Annotated in this window: 17 protein-coding genes and 2 tRNA genes; 9 read left to right on the top strand and 10 right to left on the bottom strand. The window is 65.0% G+C overall.

The window, feature by feature from the left end; all coding sequences use genetic code 11:
• Positions 1–70 precede the first annotated feature (70 nt).
• Positions 71–2,449 (top strand): sensor histidine kinase, encoded by a 2,379-nt coding sequence (locus KIH75_RS08325; protein ID WP_236028165.1) that lies wholly within the window; start codon positions 71–73, stop codon positions 2,447–2,449.
• Positions 2,450–2,459: 10 nt separating this feature from the next.
• Positions 2,460–3,179, top strand: coding sequence for a response regulator (locus tag KIH75_RS08320; protein WP_219056280.1), 720 nt, complete (start codon positions 2,460–2,462; stop codon positions 3,177–3,179).
• A 155-nt stretch (positions 3,180–3,334) separates the two neighbouring features.
• Here the strand turns inward: KIH75_RS08320 and phoA are convergent, their stop codons facing one another.
• The 5 genes from phoA to KIH75_RS08295 all read right to left on the bottom strand — a co-directional run bounded on the left by phoA (position 3,335) and on the right by KIH75_RS08295 (position 13,616).
• Positions 3,335–5,404: an alkaline phosphatase gene (gene phoA, locus KIH75_RS08315; RefSeq protein WP_219056279.1), complete on the bottom strand. Its 2,070-nt coding sequence runs from the start codon at positions 5,402–5,404 to the stop codon at positions 3,335–3,337.
• A 395-nt stretch (positions 5,405–5,799) separates the two neighbouring features.
• Entirely contained in the window at positions 5,800–8,340 is a 2,541-nt protein-coding gene (locus KIH75_RS08310; RefSeq protein WP_219056278.1) for a glycoside hydrolase family 31 protein, read from the bottom strand.
• 230 nt (positions 8,341–8,570) lie between these two features.
• Positions 8,571–11,189, bottom strand: a complete 2,619-nt coding sequence (locus tag KIH75_RS08305; protein ID WP_219056277.1) for an ABC transporter permease — start codon at positions 11,187–11,189, stop codon at positions 8,571–8,573.
• Between the two features lie 36 nt (positions 11,190–11,225).
• Positions 11,226–12,008, bottom strand: coding sequence for an ABC transporter ATP-binding protein (locus KIH75_RS08300; protein ID WP_219056276.1), 783 nt, complete (start codon positions 12,006–12,008; stop codon positions 11,226–11,228).
• 294 nt (positions 12,009–12,302) lie between these two features.
• Complete coding sequence (locus KIH75_RS08295; protein ID WP_219056275.1) at positions 12,303–13,616, bottom strand: O-acetylhomoserine aminocarboxypropyltransferase/cysteine synthase family protein; 1,314 nt, start codon at positions 13,614–13,616, stop codon at positions 12,303–12,305.
• 412 nt (positions 13,617–14,028) lie between these two features.
• On the opposite strand from KIH75_RS08295, the gene KIH75_RS08290 reads away from it, so the two are divergent.
• From KIH75_RS08290 to KIH75_RS08275, 4 genes are all read left to right on the top strand, one after another.
• Positions 14,029–14,904, top strand: coding sequence for a pyridoxamine kinase (locus tag KIH75_RS08290; RefSeq protein WP_219056274.1), 876 nt, complete (start codon positions 14,029–14,031; stop codon positions 14,902–14,904).
• A gap of 271 nt (positions 14,905–15,175) precedes the next feature.
• Positions 15,176–15,574: a YraN family protein gene (locus KIH75_RS08285; RefSeq protein WP_236028167.1), complete on the top strand. Its 399-nt coding sequence runs from the start codon at positions 15,176–15,178 to the stop codon at positions 15,572–15,574.
• Positions 15,574–17,112, top strand: coding sequence for a YifB family Mg chelatase-like AAA ATPase (locus tag KIH75_RS08280; protein ID WP_219056272.1), 1,539 nt, complete (start codon positions 15,574–15,576; stop codon positions 17,110–17,112). The genes KIH75_RS08285 and KIH75_RS08280 overlap by 1 nt, the downstream gene beginning before the upstream one ends.
• A 22-nt stretch (positions 17,113–17,134) precedes the next feature.
• Positions 17,135–18,532: a DNA-processing protein DprA gene (locus KIH75_RS08275; protein ID WP_219056271.1), complete on the top strand. Its 1,398-nt coding sequence runs from the start codon at positions 17,135–17,137 to the stop codon at positions 18,530–18,532.
• Positions 18,533–18,588: 56 nt separating this feature from the next.
• Here KIH75_RS08275 and KIH75_RS08270 read toward each other — a convergent pair whose 3' ends face one another.
• Positions 18,589–18,933 carry an MGMT family protein gene (locus KIH75_RS08270; RefSeq protein ID WP_219056270.1) on the bottom strand — a complete coding sequence of 115 codons (345 nt, stop codon included), beginning with the start codon at positions 18,931–18,933 and terminating at the stop codon, positions 18,589–18,591.
• A 136-nt stretch (positions 18,934–19,069) separates the two neighbouring features.
• Between KIH75_RS08270 and KIH75_RS08265 the strand changes: the two genes are divergently transcribed.
• From KIH75_RS08265 to KIH75_RS08255, 3 genes are all read left to right on the top strand, one after another.
• Positions 19,070–20,911, top strand: coding sequence for an FAD-binding protein (locus KIH75_RS08265; RefSeq protein ID WP_219056269.1), 1,842 nt, complete (start codon positions 19,070–19,072; stop codon positions 20,909–20,911).
• Between the two features lie 91 nt (positions 20,912–21,002).
• On the top strand, positions 21,003–21,932 hold the full coding sequence (locus KIH75_RS08260; protein WP_219056268.1) for a succinate dehydrogenase/fumarate reductase iron-sulfur subunit: 930 nt from the start codon (positions 21,003–21,005) through the stop codon (positions 21,930–21,932).
• A gap of 35 nt (positions 21,933–21,967) precedes the next feature.
• Positions 21,968–22,639: an O-methyltransferase gene (locus KIH75_RS08255; RefSeq protein WP_219056267.1), complete on the top strand. Its 672-nt coding sequence runs from the start codon at positions 21,968–21,970 to the stop codon at positions 22,637–22,639.
• A 191-nt stretch (positions 22,640–22,830) separates the two neighbouring features.
• On the opposite strand, the gene KIH75_RS08250 is transcribed toward KIH75_RS08255, so the two are convergent.
• The 4 genes from KIH75_RS08250 to KIH75_RS08235 form a co-directional block, all read right to left on the bottom strand.
• Positions 22,831–23,571, bottom strand: a complete 741-nt coding sequence (locus KIH75_RS08250) for an LOG family protein (protein WP_219056266.1) — start codon at positions 23,569–23,571, stop codon at positions 22,831–22,833.
• 8 nt (positions 23,572–23,579) lie between these two features.
• Positions 23,580–25,016 (bottom strand): Na+/H+ antiporter NhaA, encoded by a 1,437-nt coding sequence (locus tag KIH75_RS08245; RefSeq protein WP_236028164.1) that lies wholly within the window; start codon positions 25,014–25,016, stop codon positions 23,580–23,582.
• A gap of 190 nt (positions 25,017–25,206) precedes the next feature.
• Positions 25,207–25,283, bottom strand: a tRNA-Arg gene (locus KIH75_RS08240).
• A gap of 38 nt (positions 25,284–25,321) precedes the next feature.
• Positions 25,322–25,395, bottom strand: a tRNA-Arg gene (locus KIH75_RS08235).
• Positions 25,396–25,447: the final 52 nt, after the last annotated feature.

Raw genomic sequence — 25,447 nt, 5'->3', positions numbered from 1 at the left:
TTCGACTGTATCGCACATATCCTCCGAACGGACGATTCCGTCAGGAATGCGGGCGGTTATCCTTGAGCCCATGAGCATGATGGAGCAATCGAAGGCCTGGATGACCCGCAGCAGGAGACGTACCATGCTGGGCGATCTGATTTTGGCGCTCACGTTCCTGCTGTTCGCGCTGATGCTCGGCGCGTCCACCGACACGTCGAACGGGCAGGCGTTGCTGTTCGCCGTGCCGAAGGTTGTGAGCCACTGTTATATTCTCGTTTCCGCGATTCCCATCGTGTTCCGCCGCACGCGCCCGGAGACCGCGGCATGGGTGTATGTGGCGTTGACGGTCTGCCAGATTCTGCTCGGCCCGTCGCTGTGGTACAACGATATGATCGCGCCTGTCATGCTGTATTCCGTGCTGGTGTATGGCAGGTCGGATCATGGCACGCGTTTCGTCGTCACTTCGATCGTGTTGGGGGTGCTGTTGTCGACGACGCTCGCGTGGACGACGTATATCGATCCCCTGTTCTCCTCCGGCGATGTGGTGGCGGGCCTGCATAGTTGGCGTGACATCGATTCGGATGTCATGCGGCACATGCTTAATCTGGGCGGCACGTCCCTGTTGTTCATCGGCATATGCATCGCCACCACCGTCGTCGCCGCGATCTGGCAGCGGGCGAGGATGATCACGGTGCGGGCTATGCGCGAGCGCAACGCGTCGATCGCGGCGCGCACCGAGGAGGAGCAGCGTGTGGCGGCCGCGGCCGAGCGTGCGCGTATCGCCCGTGACATGCATGATGTGGTGGCGCATACGCTGTCCACGATCATCATTCAGTCCGATGGCGGCCGGTATGCTGGCGCGAACGATATCGTCACCGCGCGCGGCACGATGACCACGATCCGTCAGGAGGCGTCGCGCGCGAAGCATGATATGACCCGCCTGTTCGATATTTTCAGCGGCGCGCATGAGACGGGGTATGAGAATATCGGCGTGCTGATCCGTGAGGCGCAGGTGCCGGTCACGAACGAGGCGCATCCCGAACGTCTGTCGTCGAAGGCGAACGAGGCGTTGTACCGTCTGGTGCAGGAGTCGCTGTCGAATGTGCGCAAGTATGCCGGACCTGGCGCGAAGGTCGACATCCATGAGATCTGGTCCGATGACGCGCTGTTCATCAGCATCACCGATGACGGCCAGGGCGCCAAGGCCAGTGAGGACGGTCATGCGCCCGGATATGGGCTGATCGGTATGAAGGAGCGCATCGCCGCCGTGGATGGCGAGGTCGAGGCCGGCCCGCAGCCCAATGGCGGGTTTTCGGTGGAGGCGACGTTGCCGTTGCAGGGCGGCTCGCGGCCCGTCGACCATGAGGATACGAACCCGCCTTTGGTCGCGGAGATCCGCAAATTGGCGGATCTGGTCAGGCCCAAGCCGTTGTTCCCTGCGAGAAGCGCCGACGACGGTTGGATTTCGAAGCTTTCGCATTGGGCCGAACGCCATTATCTGCTGGTCGATATGATCGTCGCGCTGCTGCTCATCCTGTATTTCCCGCGCACGTTCGACGGGCTCGGCGTCACGTATTCCCCGTTCTGCGATGCGTTCTTCACCCTGCTGCTGGTTCCGCTCGCGTTCCGCCGTCGTTTCCCCGAGTCGAGCGCGCTGGTGGTGGCGGTGCTGTCGCTGTTCCAGCTGTTGTTCCTTCCTTCGCTGTCCATCGTGAACGTGCTTTCGCTTGTTTCGGTGTATTCCGCGGTGCTGTATGGCCGGGACAGGGCTTGGAGGTGGGTGAGCGTCGCGCTGGTGGTCGATGCCTGGCTTGCGGGTGTCAAGACGATGGGCCAGCGTGCGTACCGTACGCCGTTGCTGGCGATCATCTTCGATTCCTCCCGTGCGGAGTGGGACACGTTCGTCAGCGGCATCATTCCGGGGGCGATGATCGTCATCGCCGGCGCCGGGTGCATCATGCTCGCGCGTTGGACGCGTTCGCTCGGCGCGAACGCGCTCGTGCTCCAGCAGCGTGAGGAGGCGTTGCGGGCCGAAGAGGAACAGCAGAAGATCCTGGCCGCGAATGTGGAGCGTGGGCGTATCGCCGCCGCGATTCAGACGGAGGTGTCCACCACGTTGGACACCGTGATCGAACAGGCCGATAAGGGGTTGCGGATGCTGGACGTGCGCGATGGCGAGGATCAGCCCACGCCGCAGCAGATCGCGGAGGCGTTCAAGGCGATCGGCGATCAGGGGCGCAAGGCGCTGGCCCACATGCGTCAGCTGCTGACCGTGCTGCGCGAGACCGGCTTCAGCGATGACGCGCACGCGAATCATGCCCCGGAAATGCAGTTGCGCCCCGCGGCGTCGTTGGACGAGCAGCTGCGTTCGAACCATCTGGCTGCCAACGCGGATGGTCATACGGATGGCCGCACTGGCAACCGTTTGGGTGACGTGCCCGGGGCGGCGGACCCGCATCTTCGCTAAGGTAGGTTCCATGAGTGAAACACCGAAGATCCGCGTCATCATCACCGACGATCAGGAACTGGTTCGTGCCGGTTTCTCCATGGTGATCAATTCCCAGCCCGACATGGAGGTCGTAGGTCAGGCCAGCGACGGCGGCACCGCGGTGGAGATGGCGCAAAGACTGCATCCCGACGTGGTGCTGATGGATGTGCGCATGCCCGGTATGGACGGCATCGAGGCCACTCGCCTGATCAGTGCGATGCGCCACGGGCAGGCCTCCGGCGCCACAGGCGCCGATAACGGCGATGATTCCGGCACGCATGTGATCATCCTGACCACGTTCGACTTGGACGAGTACGTGATGGCCGCGATCAACGCCGGCGCGTCGGGCTTCCTGTTGAAGGATACGGAACCGGAAACGCTGTTGAGTTCGATCCGCACGGTGTACCAGGGCAATGCGATCATCGCCCCGTCCGCCACGAAGCGTCTGATCGAGAAGATGACGACGGCCGGCCTGCCCGCCGCCAACGCGCAGCCGGTGTATACCGATCCGGAGCTCGACGAGCTCACCGACCGCGAGCGCGAGGTGCTGATCGAGATCGCGCAGGGGTTGTCGAATCAGGAGATCGCCGACAAGCTGTTCATCGGTTTGCCGACGGTGAAGACGCATGTGGCGCATATTCTACAGAAGATCAATGCGCGTGACCGGGTTCAGGCCGTGGTGTTCGCGTACGAGAACCACTTGGTGTGAATCGCCCGTCGCGATCGCGTGATCACACCCGTCGTTCTTATCCGTTCGGGCCGGCATGAAAAAGGGGAAAGCCGCCTGTCCGCGTTCCTATGTGGAGCGCAGGACGGGCGGCTTTCCCCCTGTGATAGGTCAGGTTGTCCGCGTCAGTGCCGTGTTCACTGGTTCTTCGCGGGCCTGACGGTCTTGATCAGCATCGCGACGGCGGCCATGAGCGCGACAACCAGCGCGATGGCGAGCACCGCGGCGCCGGTCTTGCTAAGTCCCGCCTGTTCGGCAGCGTTCTGCGCCTTGCCGGATGCGATGGTTCCGTTGGGCTTGGTGTTGCCCTTCGTGTTGTCCGAGGAGCCTTGCGCGGGGGCCTGGAAGTCGAAGCTGACGGTCTTGCCGGACTGGCGGCCGGTCACGGTGAGCGTGTATTCGCCGCCTTCCTCGATGCCGTCCAGCGCGATGCCGGTGGTCTGGGCGGTCCTCACTCGAACGCCGGAGACCGGGGTGCTGGCGTCGGATGCGGCCAGGGTCTTGCCGGTGGCCTTGTCCTTGAGCTCGTAGGACAGCACGGCGTCGCCGTTGAAGCCGGTGGCTTCGGCGGTGTAGGCGCCGTTGTTCGCGTTGACCTTGACTTCGGCGTCGGCGGACAGGGCGTTCTGGCTTTCGGTGGACGAGGCGAGGCCGAGCGCTCCGGCGATGGTGTAGAAGTTGTCGGTCTGATCGGTCAGGCCGGTGACGCGCTGTGCGCCCGGGCCGGATGCCGCGATGCGCAGCTGGGTGCCGGTATGCTCCATGTCGCCGCCGTTGTAGCCGCCGTCCTCGTCACGGGAGTCGTCCTGCGCGGTGCCGTAGGAGACGACCATGTTGTTGCCGTCGGCGGTCTTGAGCACGGTGGAAAGCGCGTAGGCCGGCTGGGCGTTGAGGATCTGGGAGGTGTGGGCGTGGTCGGCGGTGACGATCACGAGCGTGTTGTTCAGGTCGACGTTCTTCAGCGCGTAGGCGATGGCCTGGTCGAAGTCGTCGGTTTCGCCGATCTGGCCGCAGGCGTTGCCGGCGTGGTCCTGCTTGTCGATGGACGCGCCTTCGACCTGCAGGAAGTAGCCGTTGCCCTGCGCGGTCTTGTTGGCGTTGAGCAGGTCAAGCGCCTTCTTGGTCATGTCCTTGAGGGACACGCCCTGATTGCCGAGCCAGTCGGCGTTCGGGGTGCACACGGTCGGGTTGGCGTCCTTGGCCGGATCCTTGGCGGTCGCCTTGGAGGCGTTGAACTTGGTGGGCAGGTTGCCGTCGGCCATCAGGGCGAGCACCGGCTGGTTCTCCTTGTACTGGAGTTTGCTGAATGCGGCCGGATCGTTCTCGACGGTCTGGAAGCCCATTTCCTGAGCCTGCTGCCAGACGGTCTTGCCCTGGTATTCGCCGCCTTGCACGGTCTGGCGGAAGTACTTGGAACCGCCGCCGATGGTCACGTCGGCGCGGGTGTCGAGCAGCTGTTCGGAGATGGAGCCGATGCCGCCGTTCTCCTTGAGCTGGTTCGCCAGGCAGCGCTTCAGCGCGTCGTTGGAGGTGCCGTCGGTTTTGCCTTGCGGACCGTAGCAGCCGCGTTCGGTGGAGTGGGATTCGAGCACGGCCGGGGTGGCGTCCTGGATTTCCGCGGTGGTCACGTTGCCGGTGGCTTTGCCCGCCGCCTTGGCAAGTTCGAACAGGTTGAGCTGCGGGTTGCCGTAGACGTCGACGTCGACCGCGTTGTTGTAGGTCTTGGTGCCGGTGGCCCAGGACGAGCCGGATGCGGAGGAATCGGTGACCGGGGTGATCGTGCCCGGATTCGGGTTGGCGACGAGCTTGCCGTTGCCGTCCTTGCCGACTGCGCTGTCCTTGCTGCCGTTGCCCAGCGAGAAGGTGGTGTACTGGCCGGTGCCCGCCTTGGCGTCGCCGAGTGCGCCGGGCTGGCCGACCGCGTCAAGGCCTTCGAAATGGCCGTTGGCGCCCTTGAGGTAGTCGCGTGCGACGGTGATTTCGGAATCGCCCATACCGTCGCCGAGGAAGAGGATGACGTTCTTGGCCTTTTCGTTGCCGATCGAGGCGATGCGCTGCGCCCCGCCGTGCTTGGCGAGTTCGGAGACGGACTTGCCGTTGGGGCTGTAGGTGGCGTCGACGGCGTAGGCCGGGGCCGCCATCGCGCCGAGCGCGGCGACGGATGCGAATGCTGCAACAGCGCCCTTGAGCGCCTTGTGCTTGTTCATGTGTTCTTCTTTCTTCCGCGTGCCCGGCCAGCCCGTTCGCCTGTGGCTTGCGAGGCCGCCGCGGCACGCCTGTTGCGCACGGGACCTTCCCGCGCCTTTGGTGTGGAATCTTTCGTTTCCAGGGGCAACGCTATGCCGCGCAAGCGTACGGCAGTCGCCGCGCGGAGGAACCGCGGGTGAATTCTGGGCATGCGGCGGTGAACTCCGCGTGAAATCGGCCACGCAGGCGCCCCGGGGAACAACCACACGGAACCGCGCAAGACCACACGAAACCACACGAAAAGCCAAGGGGAACCGAACGAACCATGGCAACCGCACCGGCAAACAACGAAGCCGACGGCCCTCCGAATCCCGGAAGACCGCCGGCTTCGTACAACGCCAGCAGCGGGTCACGCTCAGCTTCTGAGCAGCACCTCCTCCAATGCCCCCGCCACCGAATCAGGCAGTTCGGTGGTGAGGAAGTCGCCATGGAACCGCTCGCCACGGGTCATCGTGTGGAACGCGTGGATGGCGCCCGCACCGTCGTTGCGGATCGCATCCATCGCCAGCTCCTTGGTGAGGTATTCGATCTGCGCGTGCAGCAGCACATCGAAGCAATCCTCCTGCACGGGGTTATCGGCGATCGTCAGGCCGCCCGCGAATTCCACGCGCAGCGACTTCACGGTCGGCACCCCACGCACGGCGACGGTCAGGCTCATCGTGCCTTCGTCGTAGGAAACGTCGGAGTCGGCCAGCGTCACGGCATTCCCGTTAACGCGCACACGCACGTCGGCACCCGCCTCCGGGCGTGCGACGCCACGCACCGTGATCGTCCAATCGCGCGACGCCGGCGCGGCATCCGCACCCTCGCCGCTTACGGGAGCCACCTGGAACGCCGCACCGTCTTCCGCCCAATCCCAACGCAGCACGGTGTCGGCGGTGCGCCCGGCCGAAGCGTGCGCATACACGCCGTCATCCTCGCGCACCGTGAACGAACCGGAGGCACCGGGGAACGCGAGCACGCGCATGGCGGACGGGTTCTCGATCGAATTCAGATCGTCGCCCTGCCCCAAAGCCTGCATCGGGACGATCGCGCCGGCCTTGGCGAACACGGGCATGCGATCCAGCGAGCGCCATGCGGTCATGCGACGGCCGCCCTCGCCGCGGGCCACGTACCGGCGCCCGTCGAAGAAGTCGAACCACTCCCCCTGCGGCAGCCACATGTCCGCGGGGGCGCGGCGGGACGCATGGTCGGTGGGGCGAACGATCGGCGCCACCAGCAGTTCGGTGCCGAAACGGAATTCGTCCGGGAAGTCGTAGGCGTCCCGCACGTCGGGATGCTGCCAGTACATCGGTTCCACGATCGGTCGGCCTTCGAACGCGGCGCGGTAGTTCATGCTGTACAGGTAGGGCAGCATGGCGTGGCGCAAGCGCAGCGCGGCGGTCATCGCGGCTCTCACGTCGCCCGAATACTTCCACGGTTCCTTGCCGGAGAACGGCGAATTGCTGGAATGCAGGCGGTTGATCGGGCTGAATGCGCCGAGCTGGTACCAGCGCGCCTCCAGTTCCTCATCGCGGTAGCCGAACATGTGGCCGCCGATGTCGTGGCTCCACCAGCCGTAGCCGATGTTGGAGGCCGTGGCGGTGAACTGCGGCTGGTAGGCGAGCGACTTCCAGGTGATCACGGTGTCGCCGGAGAAGCCGACCGGGTAACGGTGCGATCCGGGGCCGGCGTAGCGCGAGAACGTGAGCGGCCAGCGTCCGTCACGCCCGGAATCGAGATAGTGCATGTGGTTAAGGATCCACAGCGGGTCGAGGCCGGGCTGGCGCGTCACGCCGCCCTGCTGCCAATCGAGCCACCAGAAGTCGACGCCCTCGTCCTCCATATCGTGGTGCATGTCGAAATAGGCGGCCATGTAGTCGGGATTGGTCAGGTCGAATTCGAGGGCCTCGCCGCCGGCCGGGTCGATGCCCATGCGCTTGGCGGCCTTTGGATAGGCGTTTTCGAACGCGCGGATGCCGTCGCGCGGGTGCACGTTGAGCGTGGTTTTCAGGCCGCGGCGGTGCAGCTCGCCGAGGAAGGCGACATGGTCCGGGAACAGTTCGCGGTTCCACGTGTAGCCGGTCCATCCGGAACCGTATTTCGGGTCGACGTCGTCGACGAGATGCCAGTCCATGTCGATCACTGACGTGGTGAACGGGATGCCTTCGCGCTTGAAACGGTCCATGAGCGCCAGGTATTCGGGCTGCGTGTACCGGTAGTAGCGGCTCCACCAGTTGCCGAGCGCGAAACGCGGCAGCAGCGGCTGCGGGCCGGTCAGCCGGTAGAAGTCGCGCACGGCTTCGATATACCGGTGGGCGTAGCCGAAGAAGTACAGGTCGACGCAGCCCTTGTCGCGCGGCGAAACCCACGATCCGAACGGGTTCGCCTTGCCATTCACGCTGTTCGTGAGCACGATCACGTTCGACTTGGAATCGTCGAGCACCGCCCAGCCGTCGCGGGAGATCACGCCGTCGCCCACGTCGAGCGGCTTGCCGAATTTGCTGTCGCCGTCGGCCTCGTCGAGCGTGCGCGCGGTGCCTTTGAGGTTGCCGTTCGCCGGATCGCCGTAATGCCAGGTGTTGAACTGGGTGCTGGAGATGTGCTTGACGATCACGCACAAGCCTTCCTTGCTGAACGCCTTGCCGTCGTAGTCGATGTGCAGATGTTCGGTGTCGATGATGACGCGCCCGTCGCGGTGCGTCACGGTGCGTTCCACCTGTGCGCCGAAATCGCGGTTGAGCACGGTCTGCGTGACATGATCCTCGAACGCCCCCGTCTCGGACCATTCGAAACGGGCCAGCGAATCGGTGAGCAGCGTGATGCGCCAATGGTCGCCTTGAATGATGTTGCCCGGGTCGGCCTGCGGTTTCGCGTCGCGCACGAAGTCGGTGAAGACGCTGTTGTTGACAGTCATATGGTTACCCCCTATCGCTCGAAGGTGCTTCACGAATGCACCTCAAGGATATGACGGGTATGCCCCGCGAAACCCCGGGAATCGAAAGCCGTCGAACATACGCGCAAACGGGGAAGGCCCGCGCTCCCCCGCATCTGCGCGGGGAACGCGGGCCTTCCGGAAACACGCCTTCGCTACCGTATTGCAGCTACCGTATCGCAGCTACCGAGCAGCGGCTGCCGGCTTAGCCGTCAGGCTTCGGCGAGCGCCTCGACCGGCGGCGTGTTCACCGCGCGGCGTGCGGGGAACACGCTGGCCAGCAGGGCCGCGATCGCCGCCACGCCGAGCAGGACGCCGCTGGCCGCCCAGTCGAAGGGGTAGATCATCCTCTCCGCGTAGATGCCGAAGGCCACGTACGCGCCGAACCAGCCGAACAGCGTTCCCATGATCACGCCGCTCACGCCGGAGACCAGCGAGATGAGCAGCGCCTCGACGCCCAGGGAGCGGCGCAGCTGACCGCGGGTCATGCCGATGGCTCGCAAGGTCGCGGATTCCTTGGTGCGTTCGATGACCGACAGGGACAGCGTGTTGGCGACGCCGACCAGGGCGATGACCATGGCGACGGCGAGCAGACCGACCATGAGCATGAGCATGGCGTCGATGATCTGATTCCACGTCTCACGCTGGGCGATGGGGCCGGACAGGCTCACGCCGGAGGCTTTCGACAGCGCCTTCTGCACGTTTTCGAAGATGGATTTGCTGTCGGCCTTCTGCGTGTCCAGCTTCATCAGCAGCATGTGGGTGTTGACGTTCAGCTGCTTGGTGTCGAAATGGCTGAGGGAGACGAATCCGACCGCGTATTCGTCGGAGATCTGGCGGTAGTCCACCTGGGTGGGGTTGAGGGAGAATCCGCTGCCGCTCTCATCCCATGCCGAAGTGAAGTCGACCTTGCCCGAGCGCAGCTTGAGCGCGTTGCCGCTATCGAGCTTCGGCAGCAGCACGGTGTCGTCGTCGATGGACACGCCGCCCAGGTCGACGCGCATCACCTTGCGCAGCTCGTCGACGTTCCTGACGCCGAGCAGCAGCACGCGCACGCTCTTGCCGTTCGCGTCGGTCATCTGCTCCACCGCGCCCGGCAGGTAGAGGCTGCGGGAGACGCCCTTGACCCTTGCCACGGAGTCGGCCATGCGGCTGGTCATCGAGCTGCCCGACGCGGACATGTCGACGCTGAAGTTGGAGTCGAGCTTGTAGGAGACGGTCTGCTTGATGCTCATGGCGCCGGTGAACACCGTGGCGACGAGTGTCACGCCGATGAGCAGCGCGGCACCGGTGGCGGCGATGCGGCGGGGGTTCTTCTGGATGTTCGCGTCGGCGATCTTGGCGGACGGTCCGGCCAGGGAGACCAGGGCGCCGACGCCCTTCATGAGGCGGGGCAGCCAGAGGATCGCGGTGACCACGACGCCGAGGAACACCAGCGCGCAGCCGAGCACCGCCATGAGCAGTACGAGCACGTAGCCGTTGTTCGCGATCATGCCGAGGTTGCTGTCCGCCCTGAACACGTGCATCTGCCACATGGAGAAGCCGATGAGCGCCGCGCCGAGCGCGATCGATGCCGCGCCGAGCACCACGCGCATGGCGCCGGGCTTGCCCGCATCGGTCAGTTCGAGGGGGCGCAGCGCCTCCAGCGGGGTGACCGAGGTGGCGGATCGGGCGGAGCTCATGGACGCGAGGATGGTCATGATGATGCCGAACGCGATCGGGACCACGAACACCTGCCACGAGAGCACCACATGCGTTTCCATGCCGCCCTGCCTCATGACCTTGGTCCGGCACAGCAACGCGATCAGGCCGATGCCGGACGCGATGCCCACGAGCGAGGAGATGAGACCGAGTACGCTCGCCTCGAACAGTACGGAGGCGTAAAGCTGGCCTTTCTTCGCGCCGATGGTGCGCAGCAGGGCCAGGGTGCGGCGGCGTTGCGCCACCAGCACCTGGAAGGTGTTGGCGATGACGAGGCCGGCGACGAGCATGGCGAGGATGCCGAACGCGAGCAGGAAGTTCCTGACGACGTTGCCGCCGGAACCGCCGATGGATTCCACGGCGCGTCGGTTGATTTCCTGGCGGTCGACCACACCGTAGCCGTTGGGCAGCATCGCGCCGATCTCATTGGCGGTCTGCTTGGAATCGAGGTTGAGCAGGATGTTGGAGACCGTGAGATCGTCGAAGGAGGCGACGCGGTTCATGGTCGCCATGACGTTGTCGGAGACGACCGCGGCACCACCGTACGAGTTGTAGGCGCCGCTCGGGTCCTCGGTCAGGCCGGTCACGACGGCATCGTTGACGCTCGGCGCCTGTTCGGTGCTGTCGTACCTGTCGGTGATGGTGACATGGTCGCCGACCTTCACGCCCAGCTGCTTGGCGGTGCTTCGGGGCAACGCGATGCCGTCGCCCTCGCCGGGCTGCGTGCCGTCCGCGATCTTGACCGGCAGCAGCGCGGAGTCGCCCGACGTGGTCAACGCGATGACGCTGACGGAATCATCGCCCTTGGCGACCGTCATATAGGAGAACGCTTCCGGGCGCAGGCCCTTGACGCCCTTGACTTTGGAGATTCCCTCGGCGTTCAGTTCGCGCAGGGTTTTGGCCCGGCCGGTGTCGTCGGTTTCCGTGCAATCCTTGCCCTTGCAGTTCTGGGCGATCACATAGTTGGCCTGGCCGTAGCTTGCGGTGCGCTGCGCCGCCAGCGTGCTGTTCATGATGTTGCCGAACAGGAAGGTGCAGGCGATGAACGCGGTGCCGATGACGATGGCGATACCCGCGGGGATGAGCATTTTCGCGCTTTTGCGCATGAGTTTCAACGTGATGGAGAACATGGTGCGTCTTTCGTCGTCTTTCGTTCGTTCCCGTGTTCAGCGTCCGGAACGCATGGCGGCCGCGGCCTGCTTGCGCTGCCTCATGAGCAGTTCGTTCATGCGTTCGGCGGTCGGGTGCATTTCGTCGGCCACGATCTGGCCATCGGCGAACACGATGGCGCGGTCGGCGTAGGAGGCGGCGACGGCGTCGTGGGTGACCATGATGACGGTCTGGCCGAGTTCGTCGACGGAACGCTTGAGGAAGCTCAGCACTTCCGCGCTGGAAACGGAATCGAGGTTGCCGGTGGGTTCGTCGGCGAACACCAGCTTGGGCTTGGTGATGAGCGCGCGGGCGATGGCCACGCGCTGCTGTTGGCCGCCCGAAAGCTCGTTGGGCCTGTGGTCGAGTCGCTCCTCAAGGCCGAGGGTCTTGACCAGCAGGTTGAACCAGCGGCGGTCGGCCCTTTTGCCCGCGAGGGTGAGCGGCATGAGGATGTTCTGCTCCGCGGTGAACATGGGCAGCAGGTTGAAGCTTTGGAAGATGAAGCCGATCTGGTTGCGGCGCAGCAGGGTGAGCTGGTTGTCGTTCATCTCGGTCAGGTCGCGGCGGCCGAACATGATATGGCCGTCGGTGGCGCTGTCGAGCCCGGCCATGGTGTGCATCAGCGTGGATTTGCCGGAGCCGGAGGGGCCCATGATGGCGGTGAACTGGCCGCGGGCGAACGCCACGTCCACGCCGCGCAGGGCGTGTACCACGCTGTCGCCGGAACCGTAATCCTTCACCAGCCCGTGGGCCTCGATGGCGGCGGGTTCGTTCATGGCGGGGGTTGTCTGTGTCATATCGTTGCTCCTCACATTCGATCGGCCCGTATCGGGCCTTCTGGGAGCAACCTTACGGAAACGGGGCGGTGCGCGGCATCATGCGTCGGGGCGATTATGGCCCTCGCCCCTCATCCGAAAGGATGGTTCCCGCGTGACAGCGGCACGGCGCGCATACGAAAGGGGCCGGCATCGCGTGTTGCGGCGCGATACCGGCCCCTTGTGAGCGTACACCCGACGGCTCCCCTTGCATACCCCCTTACGTATGCGTTCTTACCGTCCCGGCGTCCGCCCGGTCTTGATTATCGGTTCGGCTCACTTGGCCAGACCGGATTCGCGCAGAGCCGCGAAACCGCCCTTGAGGTCGTCGAGGATGTCCTCGATGTTCTCGGTGCCGATGGACAGGCGGATGGTGCCCTGGTGGATGCCCTGATCCTCCAGCTCCTCCAGGGTCTCCTGGGAGTGGGTGGTGGATGCCGGGTGGATCACGAGGCTCTTGGCGTCGGCCACGTTGGCCAGCAGGCTGAACAGGTGCAGGTTGTCGATGAACACGCGTGCCGCGTCCTTGCCGCCCTTGATGTCGAAAGTGAAGATGGAGCCGCCGCCGTTCGGGAAGTACTTCTTGTACAGCTCGTTGTCCTTGCGGCCTTCGATGGACGGGTGGGAGATGGATTCGACTTCCGGCACGGTCTTCAGGTAGTCGATGACCTTCAGGGCGTTCTCGACGTGGCGTTCGACGCGCAGCGACAGGGTTTCGGTGCCCTGCAGCAGCAGGAACGCGGCGAACGGGGACAGGGTGGCGCCGGTGTCGCGCAGCAGGATGGCGCGGATGCGGGTCACGAACGCGGAGCCGCCGAGGGCCTCGTAGAAGTTCAGGCCGTGGTAGGAGGGGTCCGGCTCGGTCAGGGTCGGGAACTTGCCCGGCACTTCGGCCCAGTTGAAGTTGCCGCCTTCCACGATCACACCGCCGAGGGTGGTGCCGTGGCCGCCGATGAACTTGGTCGCGGATTCGACGACCACGTCGGCGCCGTGCTCCAGCGGGCGGAACAGGTACGGGGTGGCGAAGGTGTTGTCGACGATCACCGGCAGATGATGCTTGTGCGCGATCTCGGTGATGGCTTCGAAGTCGGGCAGGTCGGCGTTCGGATTGCCGAAGGTTTCGAAGTAGACGAGCTTGGTGTTCTCCTGGATGGCGTCCTCGAACTCCTGCGGGTTCTCGGCGGAGACGAAGGTGGTGGTGATGCCGTCGCGCGGCAGGGTGTGGCGCAGCAGGTTGAAGGTGCCGCCGTAGATGTTCTTGGCGGCGACGATGTGATCGCCGGACTGGGTGATGTTGCGCACCGCGTATTCGACTGCCGCGGCGCCGGATGCGACGGCCAGACCTGCGGTGCCGCCTTCGAGGGCCGCGATGCGATCCTCGAACACGCCCTGGGTGGAGTTGGTCAGGCGGCCGTAGATGTTGCCCGGATCGGCCAGTCCGAAGCGGGCTTCGGCGTGATCGAAGTTGTGGAAGACGTAGCTGGTGGTCTGGTAGATCGGCACCGCGCGGGAATCGGTGGCCGGGTCGGCCTGCTCCTGGCCGACGTGCAGCTGCAGGGTTTCAAAACGGTAGTTCTTGGTGTCCGCCATGATGATGCTCCTTGTGGGTGGTGGGTGGTGGTCCTTGCGTCCTGTCCGGCCGCCCGTTCCCCGTGGGGTTTGGTTGGCCGGTTGTTGGTAGCGAGAATAGGTCGGCGGGAGAGCCCGGCGCAAGCCGAACGTTATCGCACTTGCCTATACCCCCTTATCAACCGTTGGCATCATTGGCTTCCGCGGGGTGCGGGGCGGCCGGAAAAACCCGGAGCGAACCGTGCGACACGCCGGCGGGCGCGCTGCGCGGCGGGCGTCTGCGGGGCGATGACGGGATAGCGGCGGGGAACGGCGAGGCGCACGGATTGCCCCGTGGGGTGAAGCCTCGCGCGAAGTCAACGGGAATGTCTACAACCGGGAGTCGAACGATCGATCGAAGATCATGAACGATACGCAGCGAAAGAGGTTTCCCATGGATGATGCGATCCTGTTCGACCGCGACCCGCGGTATATTCCGCGCGTGGCCGCGGTCCACGACATGTGCGGGTACGGCAAGTGCTCCCTGACGGCGGCCATTCCGATCCTGTCGGCGGCCGGATGCGACGTGTGCCCGGTGCCGACGGCTTTGTTCTCGGCGCATACGCGGTACGCCGTGTACACCTTCCACGATACGACCGAGATTCTGGACGGTTATCTTGACGCCTGGCGCAAGGAGAACGTGGAGCTCGACGGCGTGTATTCCGGTTTCCTCGGCTCGGCGGAGCAGGTCGCGATCATCAAGCGCCTGTACGCCGAATACCCGCATGCCCTGCGTCTGGTGGACCCGGTGATGGGCGACGGCGGCCACACCTACCCCACGTACACGCCCGAACTGTGCGAGGCCATGTGCACGCTGGCGGACGGCGCGGACGTGCTGATGCCGAATCTGACGGAGGCGGCCATCCTGACCAGCCGTGAATACCCGGGGCAGCATCTCAGCGACGCGCAGGTCGATGAGATCATCGACGCGCTGCTGGGCTTGGGTGCGAAGAACGTGGTGTTGAAGGGCATCGACCGTGACGACGGCAAGATCCGCAATGTCGTGGCCAGTGCATCCACCGGCGCGGCGGGCCGCCACGAGCTCGTGCACGACAAGCTGCCGTTCATGACGCATGGCACCGGCGACGCGTTCGCCTCGGCGCTGTGCGGCGCGGTGATGGCCGGCAGACCGTTGGCCGAATCCGCGCGCATCGCCGGCGAGTTCGTGCGTCATGCCATGGAAAGCACGCTCGACCAGCCGCATCATGAGGAGCGCGGCGTGAGTTTCGAACTGGATCTGGACGAGATGACGCGGCTGGTGCGCCGCTAACGGTTCCGATCATCGGCCGGTTTCTTCCCGATCCGCCTGCCGGGCGATTGTGGATTGTCGTGATTTATCCACACGTTATCCACGACACGCCCGGCGCCGGGGGTCCCGTCCACATCGCCCGCACAGCTGGCGTTCCCGCGCACGCCTACGGCACAGTGGACCCATGATCGATACAAGCACTGTTCAACAATCACGATTCGACGGCGAACATTCCGGCGAATATTCCAACGAGCGCTCCGGCGAATCCCCCGGCGAGCGCCTCAACGAGACGATGGAGTCCATCGCCGCCCGCCTATGCGGCACGGAGGTGTCCAGCCGGCAGGTGGGCGCACTCGGCGAATCCTATACGGCCGCATGGCTGGAACGCCGCGGCTGGCGCATTCTGGACCGCAACTGGCATTGCCGTTACGGCGAGCTCGACATCGTCGCGCTCAGTACAAGCGGCCAGATCGTGTTCGTCGAGGTGAAGACGCGGCGTGGCAACCGATTCGGCACGCCGCAGGAGGCCGTCACCCCGGCCAAACAGGCGAATCTTCGCCGCGCCGCCCTGCAATGGCTGGAGGCCGCCGGCCCTCGTCTGAGGCGACGCGGCGGCATGCGTTTCGACGTCGTCACCGTGACCGTGCATGGCGGTCAGGTCGCGGTCCACTGCATTCCGGGGGCGTTCTGATGGCGATCGGCGGCACCTTATCCGTAGGGCTTGTGGGTCTGAAGGCGTTCACCGTCACCATGCAGGCATTCATCAGCCCGGGGCTCCCCTACTTCTCCATCATCGGCCTGCCCGACACGTCGCTGTCCGAAGCGCGCGAACGCGTGAAATCGGCATGCCAGGCGAGCGGCTTCCCCTGGCCGCAGACGCGCGTGACAGTGAACCTCTCCCCCGCGTCCATGCCGAAACGCGGCTCATCCTACGATCTGGCCATCGCCGCCGCGGTGCTGTGCGCGGCGGGCGCGATACCCCATGAGAGCCTGCTGTCCACCGTGGTGGTCGGCGAGGTGAACCTCGACGGTACGGTGCTGCCGGTGAACGGCCTGCTGCCGATCCTGCTGCATGCCCGCGATCAGGGTCTCGAACGGGTGATCGTGCCGCAGGCGAATATGGAGGAGGCCGGGCTGATCGACGGTTTGGATACGCTCGGCGTGCGCCATGTGGGCGAACTCATCGAGATGATGGGCGGCGAAGCCAGCTACCGTCTGCCGGACGAGCCGCCCGGCCGCGCCGTCGCCATGGATGGCGCCCCGTCGATGGTGATTCCCTCCGCGGGCGACATGAGCGAGGTGGTGGGCCAGGAGTATGCGAAATGGGCGATGGAGGTCGCGGCTGCGGGCGGGCATCATCTGCTGATGACCGGCCCGCCCGGTTCCGGCAAGACGATGCTGGCTTCGCGTATGCCGGGCATCATGTGCCCGCTGACGGAGGCCGAACAGCTTGAAGTGGCTACCATCCGTTCGCTGTGCGGCACGCTGCCCGCATACGGCATCAGCGACGTGCCGCCGTTCGAAGCACCGCACCACACATCCTCCACCCCGGCGCTGGTGGGTGGCGGCAGCGGCGTGGCCATGCCGGGCGCGATCACGAAGGCGCATCGCGGCGTGCTGTTCATGGACGAGGCGCCGGAGTTCTCCGCGCGCTCGCTGCAGACCTTGCGCGAACCGTTGGAATCGGGCTATGTGGCGGTGTCCCGTTCGAAGGGCACGGCCTATTACCCGGCTTCGTTCCAGCTGGTCATGGCGGCGAATCCCTGCCCGTGCGGCATGTCGTACGGTACCGGCGAACGCTGCAGTTGCACGGAGCGTGAGCGGCAACGATATTTCGCCCGCCTGTCGGGGCCGATTCTCGACCGTATCGACATTCAGGTGGAGGTGCCGCCCGTCTCACGTATTCTGCTTGACCGCGAGATGCTCGAACCGCGCCCCACCAGCGCCGAGATCCGCGCGCGGGTCATCGAGGCGAGGCAGGCGGCGCGGGAACGGTTCTCCGGCATGGGGTGGACGTGCAACGCCCAGGCTTCGGGCACATGGATGCGCGAGCATCTGTCACGTGAGGCGCTTGAACCGGTCAACGAGGCGTTGGAGACGCAGCGTCTGAGTCTGCGCGGCGCGGATCGCGCGATGCGTTTGGCGTGGACGCTTGCCGATCTCAAGGGGCTTTCCAGTCCAGGTCGCGACGAAGTGACCCAGGGCATCGCCCTGCGTACCCATTTGTGAGAGGCGAAGGAGTCAGGCTGATATGGCAGTAAGGCAATCCTTGTATTCCCGACCTCGGGAGGATGCGTTGGCCCGCGCGGTGCTGACGTTCTGTCTTGATGGCGCGGACGCGTTGATGTATGCGACGGTCAAGGGCGCGGGGAACGCGGCCGAGGCGTTGCGGCTGCTCATCGAATCCCTTCCCGGCACGGCCGGGTGCGATGCCGCGATGCGCAAGCTTGAGGGGACGTTCCTCGTCGGATTGTCCCGCTGGGGGCGCAAGCCGGACAATCGCGCGGTGAAGGTGTTCCGGCGTTCCGTGGAGGGTTGGCATGCACGGCTTGGCGTATTGCCATCGCTGGATTGGCATGGGTTGGAGGGCTGGTTCACCATGGACGGCTCGCAATGGCTGATCGGCCCGCAGGATGCCGCATGGCCCGCCCAGTTGACCGATCTGTCGACGCATAAGGATTGGGCCGCTCCCCTATGCCTGTGGGGCATGGGCGATGCGCGTGCGTTGACGAGCTGCGCGTCGCCGGTGGCGGTGGTCGGTTCCCGTGGCGTGACCGATTACGGGCGGCTTGTGGCCCGCGAGGTGGCGGCACGGGCCGCTTCGGACGGGCATCTGATCGTTTCCGGCGGCGCATTGGGCACGGATGCCGCGGCGCATTGGGGTGCGCTCGACGCGGTACGGCAGCGCGGTCTTGAGGCGGCGGGCAGAACGGTGGCGGTGTTCGCAGGCGGACTCAACCATATCGGCCCATCGTCGAACATGCGTCTGTTCGAAGCGATGCGGGAATATGGCGGCGCGTTGATCAGCGAGATGTGCCCGGATACCATTCCGGAGGCCCGTCGATTCCTGTTGCGCAATCGCATCATCGCCGCATTGTCGTCCACCGTCGTGGTGGCGCAGGCGCGTGTGCGTTCCGGCGCGTTGAACACCGCCGGTTGGGGCAATGATCTCGATCGTGTGGTTCTTGCGGCGCCCGGCGAGATCACCGCGCCGAACAATGCCGGCTGCAATCGTCTGATCTCACGGGCCGAGGCGATCATCCTCACCAGCACGTCCGGCATCACCGAATTCTGCCACGCGCCGCACGAGCCCGTATTCACGGACCGCTGCGGAATGGACGGTGCCGCGCACACATCGTCCGGCATGGTCGGCGCAGACGGCGCGGCCAGTGCGGGTAACGCGGACGGCACAGACAACGCGAAACGCGCGGAAAACATGGGATTGTCGGCTTCGCAACGCGATCTGATCGGCGCGATCCGCTCCTGCAACCGCAGGCGCATGCATGCCACGCCGGACGCGCTGCTCGCCGCGCTCAACGGCGGGGCGCCCGCTTCGGAACGCATCGGCATCGGCCAGGTGATGGCCGACATCGGCGCATTGGAGGCTCGCGGCCTACTCCGTTACGACGGCGTGGCCACACTCGTCTAACGCCCAACACCTAGCACATCACGTCTAACGGCGGAACGGTCGGCGACCGGCGGGCGCTACGCCTGCCAACGGCACCGCTCCAAATCGACCCGCCACCCGCCGTCGCCGGCATTACCGCCCTTCTTGGGCGGCACGAACGTCACACCCTCATCCTCCAACAGCGCACGCTGCGCATCCGGCCCGCCGAACGCGAACCCCGGTGCCAGCGAACCGTCACGGAACACCACGCGATGGCAGGGGATCACACCCTCCTGCGGGTTGGCATGCAGCGCATACCCCACCATCCTCGCGCATCTCGGCGCCCCGATCAGCGCCGCGACCTGCCCATACGTGGCGACCTTGCCACGCGGTATCCCACACACCACCGCATACACACGGCTGTTGAACGACTCCTCGACCATACGACCATTATGCGCCCGGCCACGAAACACGCCACCGTCCGCAACACAAGGCCCATCCGGCCGATCTCGCCGCGCCTTGGAAAAACGCCGCAGCCAATATGCGAGACAAGTCACCCCTTGTGTGACAATAACAAGTATGAGTCCGAAGCACTTGGAAGATATGTATGATGCGGTGATCGTCGGCGCCGGAGCGGCCGGCCTGTCCGCGGCATTGGGACTGCTCCGATCCGACGCGTTCAAGGAGATGAAGGAGAACGGCAGGGAGCCGAACATCCTCGTGATCTCGAAACTCCAATCCCTGCGCTCGCACACCGGTTCCGCCGAAGGCGGCATCGCCGCCGCGCTGGGCAACGTGGAGCACGACGACTGGCATTGGCATTACTACGACACCGTCAAGGGCGGCGATTGGCTGGTCGATCAGGATGCCGCCAAACTGCTCGCCGAATATGCGCCCGAAACCGTCATCAACCTGGAACGTCAGGGCGTGGCCTTCTCCCGCACCGAGGACGGTCACATCGCGCAGCGTCGTTTCGGTGGCCACACCAGCGAATTCGGCGGTCAGCCCGTCCGCCGCGCCGCCTACGCCGCCGACCGTATCGGCCACCAGATCCTGCACGCCCTGTGGCAGCAGTGCGTCTCCAACGGCGTGGAATTCGCCGAGGAATGGTACGTCACCGATCTGGTGCTCAACGAGGATGGCACCCGAGCCGCCGGCGTCATCGCCTTCGACACCCATGCGGGCAAACTGCACGCCGTGAACGCGCACAACGTCCTGTTCGCCACCGGTGGCGCAGGGCGACTGTTCCACACCACCTCCAACTCCTGGGATCTCACCGGCGACGGCATGGCATTGGCCCTGGCCGCCGGCCTGCAGCTTGAGGACTGCGAATTCGTGCAGTTCCACCCCACCGGGCTGGCCCACACCGGCATCCTGCTGTCCGAAGCCTCCCGCGCCGAAGGCGGCGTGCTGCGCAACGCCGACGGCGAAGCCTTCATGGAGAAGTACGCTCCCGGTCATGCCGATCTTGCGGCCCGAGACGTGGTCAGCCGTTCCATCATGGCCGAAATCGACGCCGGTCGCGGCGTCGCCGACCCGAAGGACCCAGACGGCCCCAAGGATTGCGTGTGGCTCGACATGACGGGCATCGACCCCGAACACATGGAGCAGGCACTCCCCCAGGTCGTCGAAACCATCCGCAAATACGCCGGCATCGACCCGACGCACGATTTCGTGCCGGTCAAGCCCACCGCCCACTACACCATGGGCGGCATCCCCGTCACCACCAACGGCGAAGTGTACCGTTGGGAGAACGGCGAGCGCCGTATCATCGAAGGCCTGTACGCGGCCGGCGAATGCTCCTGCGTGTCCGTGCACGGCGCGAATCGTCTCGGCGCGAACTCCCTGCTCGACGCCTGCCTGTTCGGCACCCGTTCCGGCAAGTCCCTCGCCTCCCGCATCGCCGAAACGGCGGCAACCGGCGAAGCCGACACCGCCACCGAGCAAGACACGGCCATGAGCGCCGCGCTGAGCGCACGCCAAAACGAACTCGACACGCTGCTCGCGGGCGCATCCGACAACACCAACGACAATCCCTACCGTCTGATGGCCGAACTCGGGTCGACCATGGAACACGCCGCCGCGGTACGCTGCGACGCCCAGTCCCTCGCCGAAGCCATCGAAGCGATCGACAACGATCTCGCGCCCCGCGCACAGGCGCTCGCCGCGCACGACAAGGCGGCCACGTTCAACCAGGAGATCACGGCCATCTGGGAGGCGAGGCATCTGATCACGCTCGCCAAGACCATGCTCACGGCATCCGATGCCCGCCACGAGTCCCGCGGCTCGCTGAAGCGCACCGATTTCCCTGAGCGCGACGACGAGCATTTCCTGTCCCATTCCATGACGGATGCCACGAACCAGGTCTCCTGGCAGCCGGTCCACATCGTCGATATGCCTCCGAAGAAGCGCGAATACTGATGAGCATCATGATGACGATTTCCACGCCCCACGGCGGGCGACGCCTTATGGCACAATATCTTGCTGGATTCCACGAACAGGAGGCGCGCGCATGACGAACACCACGGTGACTTTGCGAGTGAACCGATTCGCTCCACGTCCGGAACGCAACCGCGACCGGGGAGGCAGCCCGTTCGCACGCAAGAGCTCCCCCTTCGGTTCGGCGGCCGAGGCTCCGGCACGTCGCCGTCCGCGCGGCAAGCAGTGGACGCAGGATTATGTGATCGAAGCCCGTCCGGAAGATACCGTGCTCGACTGCCTGCTGACCATCAAGCGCACCGTCGACCCCACGCTGGCGTTCCGCTACTCCTGCGGTCACGGCATGTGCGGTTCGGACGCGGTGTCCATCAACGGCACCCCCACCCTACTGTGCACCGCCACGTTGAAGGATTGGGTCAAGCCGGATAACGCCGCGGCTCAGACGGATGATGAGGGGTTCCGTCGCACCGATGACGTGAACGGCGCGAACGAGACGTCCGGTGAGGATTCCGCCGCGAACGATGGCAGCCTCGGCGTCATCGAACTCGCCGCGCTCCCCGGTTTCCCCGTGCAGCGCGATCTTATCGCCGACATCGATCCGATGCTCGAACAGTTGAAGAAGCTCAAGCCCGCCTTGGAGGCGGACGGCGTGCTGGCCACCACGAAGGACGGCAAGGTCGACGTGTTCGAATACCTGCAGAATCCCGAGCAGCTCGCCCGGTACGAACGTCTGACCAACTGCATCGCCTGCGGTGTGTGCGAAGGCTCCTGCCCGGTGTTCGCCGGTGGCGACGCGTTCATCGGCCCCGCCGCGCTGATCTGGTCCAGCCGTTTCGTCAACGATTCCCGTGATGTCAAGGCGGCCGAACGTATGGATGCCATCGACACCGCGGACGGTGTCGCCGCCTGCCAGTCGGTGCGCGCATGCTCGCGCCAGTGCCCGCGCGGCATCGATGTCGGCGAGGAGATGTGGCAGATCGTGGCCAAGGTCAGGGAACGCTGACCGGCAAGGCAAGCGGACGAGAAGGAGATGACTGTATGAATCACACCACTTACGAGAATCTGGCGAAGGCGTGGGACTATGTGGAGGAACATGCCACGGCCCGTCAATCCGCCGATCTGGTCGAGCTGCGCCATAAGGCCCAGGAGGCCGGCTTGCCGCAGGGTTCCGCCACGCAGGCCGCGTTGCTGGCCACGCTGGTTCGTTTGACGAATGCGAAATCCGTCATAGCCGTAGGTACGGCTTCCTTGGTGGAAACGCTGGAATTGGTGCGCGGCTTGGATGGTGAGGGCCAGCTGACCGCCGTGGATTCCTCCGCCGAGGGCATCGCGCTGATCCGCAAGTCCTTCGATCGTATTCAGGACGGCACCGGTACCACGCTTCGTGCGGTGAACGCCACCGCCGGCACGTTCCTGCCCCGTCTGAACGCCAACGTGTACGATCTGATCGTCGTGGCCGGCGATGTCAGCAATTACGCGTCGAGTTTCGCCCAGGCGTCCCGCCTGCTGCGCCCACACGGCACGATCGTGTTCACGGATATGCTCGCCTTGGAGCATGACGACGCCAACGGCGGTGTGATCAATCCCGCCGACCGCTCCCCCAAGGCCACCGCCATGAGAGAGCTGCTGGATACCGTGGAATCGGATGAGGGCTTCGATACGGCGCTCACCCCCACCGGCACGGGTCTGCTCATCGCCGTCAAACGCTGAGCGGGCGTTGACCGGCACCGCCGAACCATACCAACAGCAGGGCGGGCGGAACACTTTATGTAAGTGTTCCACCCGCCCTGCTGGTTATGCAAGGAACGGGGTCGGGGAAGACTCACGTGTGCGGAACACGCTCACGAGTCTTCCCCGACCCCGTTCAGTCGTTCACCACCCATACGGGAGGCGAATCACGATCACGAACCGATGCTGCCGGTCGCCACGCGAACCGCCTCGTCGGGATCGTCGGTGATGGTCACCAGCTGCGGGTCGACGCCGCTGATCATGCCATTGTCCTTCACCGGCCCGTTCAGCCAGTCGAACAGGCCGCCCCAGTATTCGCTGCCGTACAGCACCACCGGTTTCCTGTCCACCTTGTGCGTCTGTGTCAGGGTCAGCGTCTCGAACATCTCATCAAGCGTGCCGAACCCGCCCGGGCAGACGATGAACCCGGAGGAGTATTTGACGAACATGGTTTTGCGTACGAAAAAGTACCGGAAGGTCATGCCGAGGTTCACGTAATCGTTGATGCCCTGTTCGTGCGGCAGTTCGATGCCCAGTCCGACGGACGTGCCGCCGGCCAGGGCCGCTCCCCTATTGCCCGCCTCCATAATGCCGGGGCCACCGCCGGTGATCACGGCGATTCCCCGTTCGGCGATGAGCTTGCCCATGCGTTCCGCCGCCTGATAGAACGGCGAATCCTCCGCGGTGCGTGCGGAGCCGAAGATGGTCACGGCGGGGCCGAGACTGGCAAGCGCGTCGAATCCTTCCACGAATTCGGATTGGATGCGCAGCACGCGCCACGGGTCCATGTGCAGCCAGTCGGACGGCTGTTCCGCTTGCAGCAGCGCCGCGGTGGAGCTGTCCTTGGGAATCAGTTTGCCTCGGAGAATCTCCGGGCCACGGCGATAGGTGCGGTCGAATGGTTTTCTGCTCATATGCGCGCCTACCTGTTGTCCTTCTTCGACTGGCGTTCCTGCCTGCCGGCCTTCATCTTGGCGAGCCATTCCGGGCTGAACGCCTTCATGACGACGCTCTGCGTACCGTCTTCAAGCACGGCACGCTCTTCCACTTCGGTTTCCTCGGCGTCGAGTTCGCCGGCCTTCTTCTTCGCGGCATCCATCGCGGCGTAACGCTTCGACTGGCGGCTGAGCAGCACGCCGGAGATGGAGGCGGCGATCAGGGAGGCGAGCAGCACGCCGAAACGCGCTTCGGCGGACAGTTCGGGGTTCTTGTATGCCAGGGATGCGATCAGGAACGACACGGTGAAGCCGATGCCGCAGGCGCAGGCGGCCGGGAACAGGTCGCGCACGCGCAGGCCCTTCGGCATTTTCAGTCCGCCCACGTGCGTGCTCAGCCAGGCGACGAGCATGATGCCCACCGGCTTGCCGACCACCAGGGCCACGATGATGCCGACCACCACGGGCGAGACGACCAGTGCGAGGGTCAGGGATTCGAAATGCACGCCGGTGGCGAACAGGGCGAAGATCGGCAGGGCGACGAGTGCGGACAGCGGCTGCAGCTTGTCGTGGTAGCGTGCGGCGCGAGGCGTTTTCTCGCCGTAGATTTCACGCGACGGCGTGAGCAGGCCGACCAGCACGCCTGCGAGCGTGGGGTGTACGCCGGCTTCGAACATCATCACCCATGCGAGGATGCCCACGATGCCGGCCACGATCCAGGGGATGCGCTTGAGACGCACGAGGAAAGCCCAGGCGGCGGCGCAGATGGCGATGCCGATGAACCAGTACCAGGCGTTCAGGGAGGAGAAGAACAGGGCGATGAGCACGATGGCGAGCAGGTCGTCCACGGTGGCGAGGGTCATGAGGAACGCGCGGATCGAGCCGGGCAGCGCTTTGGCGAACAGGGCGAGCACTGCCAGCGAGAACGCGATATCCGTGGCGGTCGGCACCGCCCATCCTTGGGCGATGGCCGAATACGAGTACACTTCGCCGGATGCGATGGTTTCAAGACCGGGGCCGGGAGGCGCGAAACGCGAGAACAGCGCCGTTACGGCGAGGAAGAGGACCGGGGGCACCATCATGCCGCCCACGGCGCACAGCATGGGGACTGCGGCGGCTTTGGGGTTGGCGAGCGAACCGGTGGTGAGTTCCTGTTTGAGGTCGAGGCCCACCATGAGGAAGAAGACCGTCAGCAGGCCGTCCTGTGCCCAATGGCCGATTGGTAGATCGATGTTCGTGCGGGGAATGGCCACATGCGTTTCCGCGATCGTTTCGAACAGGTGCGCGGTGGCGGGCAGGTTGGCCAGTACCAGACCGGCAAGCGCGAAGCCGAGCATGATCAGGCCTGACAATCGATCGGATGCGGCGACTCGTCGCACCCCCGTCCAGAATGTATTCGGTGTTCGCGCTTGTGTCTCGGCCATCGGCTCTCCTTACCACCATGCCGCTGTGCGGGCATGGCTGCTTTGCATATTCACCTACACACTAGCGAAAGATTATGAACGTTTTATGCCCTGAGCTTCACCCATGAGACACCCGTGTATCATGTCCCGGAACCACCCGTCCGCTCCCCCGATACGAAGAAACCCCGCTGCGAAGCAACGGGGTTCAAGGTGGTGCGCGAGACAGGATTCGAACCTGCGACCTGCTGATCCGTAGTCAGCTGCTCTAATCCGCTGGGCTACTCGCGCAACGTCATCTTCTTTCACCACGTGATGACCCGTGGTAGTGCGCGAGACAGGATTCGAACCTGCGACCTGCTGATCCGTAGTCAGCTGCTCTAATCCGCTGGGCTACTCGCGCAACGTCATCTTCTTTCACCACGTGATGACCCGTGGTAGTGCGCGAGACAGGA

This window comes from Bifidobacterium pongonis (genome assembly GCF_019331805.1).
GTDB lineage: Bacteria > Actinomycetota > Actinomycetes > Actinomycetales > Bifidobacteriaceae > Bifidobacterium > Bifidobacterium pongonis.
Note: the sequence above shows the minus strand (reverse complement) of the source record. Positions and strands in the feature narration are given on the sequence as shown.

Bases quoted from the DNA above. Each gene is read 5' to 3' on its own strand.
- KIH75_RS08325 (WP_236028165.1), top strand. From the start codon at position 71: ATGAGCATGATGGAGCAATCGAAGGCCTGGATGACCCGCAGCAGGAGA.
- KIH75_RS08320 (WP_219056280.1), top strand. From the start codon at position 2,460: ATGAGTGAAACACCGAAGATCCGCGTCATCATCACCGACGATCAGGAA.
- phoA (WP_219056279.1), bottom strand. From the start codon at position 5,404: ATGAACAAGCACAAGGCGCTCAAGGGCGCTGTTGCAGCATTCGCATCC.
- KIH75_RS08310 (WP_219056278.1), bottom strand. From the start codon at position 8,340: ATGACTGTCAACAACAGCGTCTTCACCGACTTCGTGCGCGACGCGAAA.
- KIH75_RS08305 (WP_219056277.1), bottom strand. From the start codon at position 11,189: ATGTTCTCCATCACGTTGAAACTCATGCGCAAAAGCGCGAAAATGCTC.
- KIH75_RS08300 (WP_219056276.1), bottom strand. From the start codon at position 12,008: ATGACACAGACAACCCCCGCCATGAACGAACCCGCCGCCATCGAGGCC.
- KIH75_RS08295 (WP_219056275.1), bottom strand. From the start codon at position 13,616: ATGGCGGACACCAAGAACTACCGTTTTGAAACCCTGCAGCTGCACGTC.
- KIH75_RS08290 (WP_219056274.1), top strand. From the start codon at position 14,029: ATGGATGATGCGATCCTGTTCGACCGCGACCCGCGGTATATTCCGCGC.
- KIH75_RS08285 (WP_236028167.1), top strand. From the start codon at position 15,176: ATGGAGTCCATCGCCGCCCGCCTATGCGGCACGGAGGTGTCCAGCCGG.
- KIH75_RS08280 (WP_219056272.1), top strand. From the start codon at position 15,574: ATGGCGATCGGCGGCACCTTATCCGTAGGGCTTGTGGGTCTGAAGGCG.
- KIH75_RS08275 (WP_219056271.1), top strand. From the start codon at position 17,135: ATGGCAGTAAGGCAATCCTTGTATTCCCGACCTCGGGAGGATGCGTTG.
- KIH75_RS08270 (WP_219056270.1), bottom strand. From the start codon at position 18,933: ATGGTCGAGGAGTCGTTCAACAGCCGTGTGTATGCGGTGGTGTGTGGG.
- KIH75_RS08265 (WP_219056269.1), top strand. From the start codon at position 19,070: ATGAGTCCGAAGCACTTGGAAGATATGTATGATGCGGTGATCGTCGGC.
- KIH75_RS08260 (WP_219056268.1), top strand. From the start codon at position 21,003: ATGACGAACACCACGGTGACTTTGCGAGTGAACCGATTCGCTCCACGT.
- KIH75_RS08255 (WP_219056267.1), top strand. From the start codon at position 21,968: ATGAATCACACCACTTACGAGAATCTGGCGAAGGCGTGGGACTATGTG.
- KIH75_RS08250 (WP_219056266.1), bottom strand. From the start codon at position 23,571: ATGAGCAGAAAACCATTCGACCGCACCTATCGCCGTGGCCCGGAGATT.
- KIH75_RS08245 (WP_236028164.1), bottom strand. From the start codon at position 25,016: ATGGCCGAGACACAAGCGCGAACACCGAATACATTCTGGACGGGGGTG.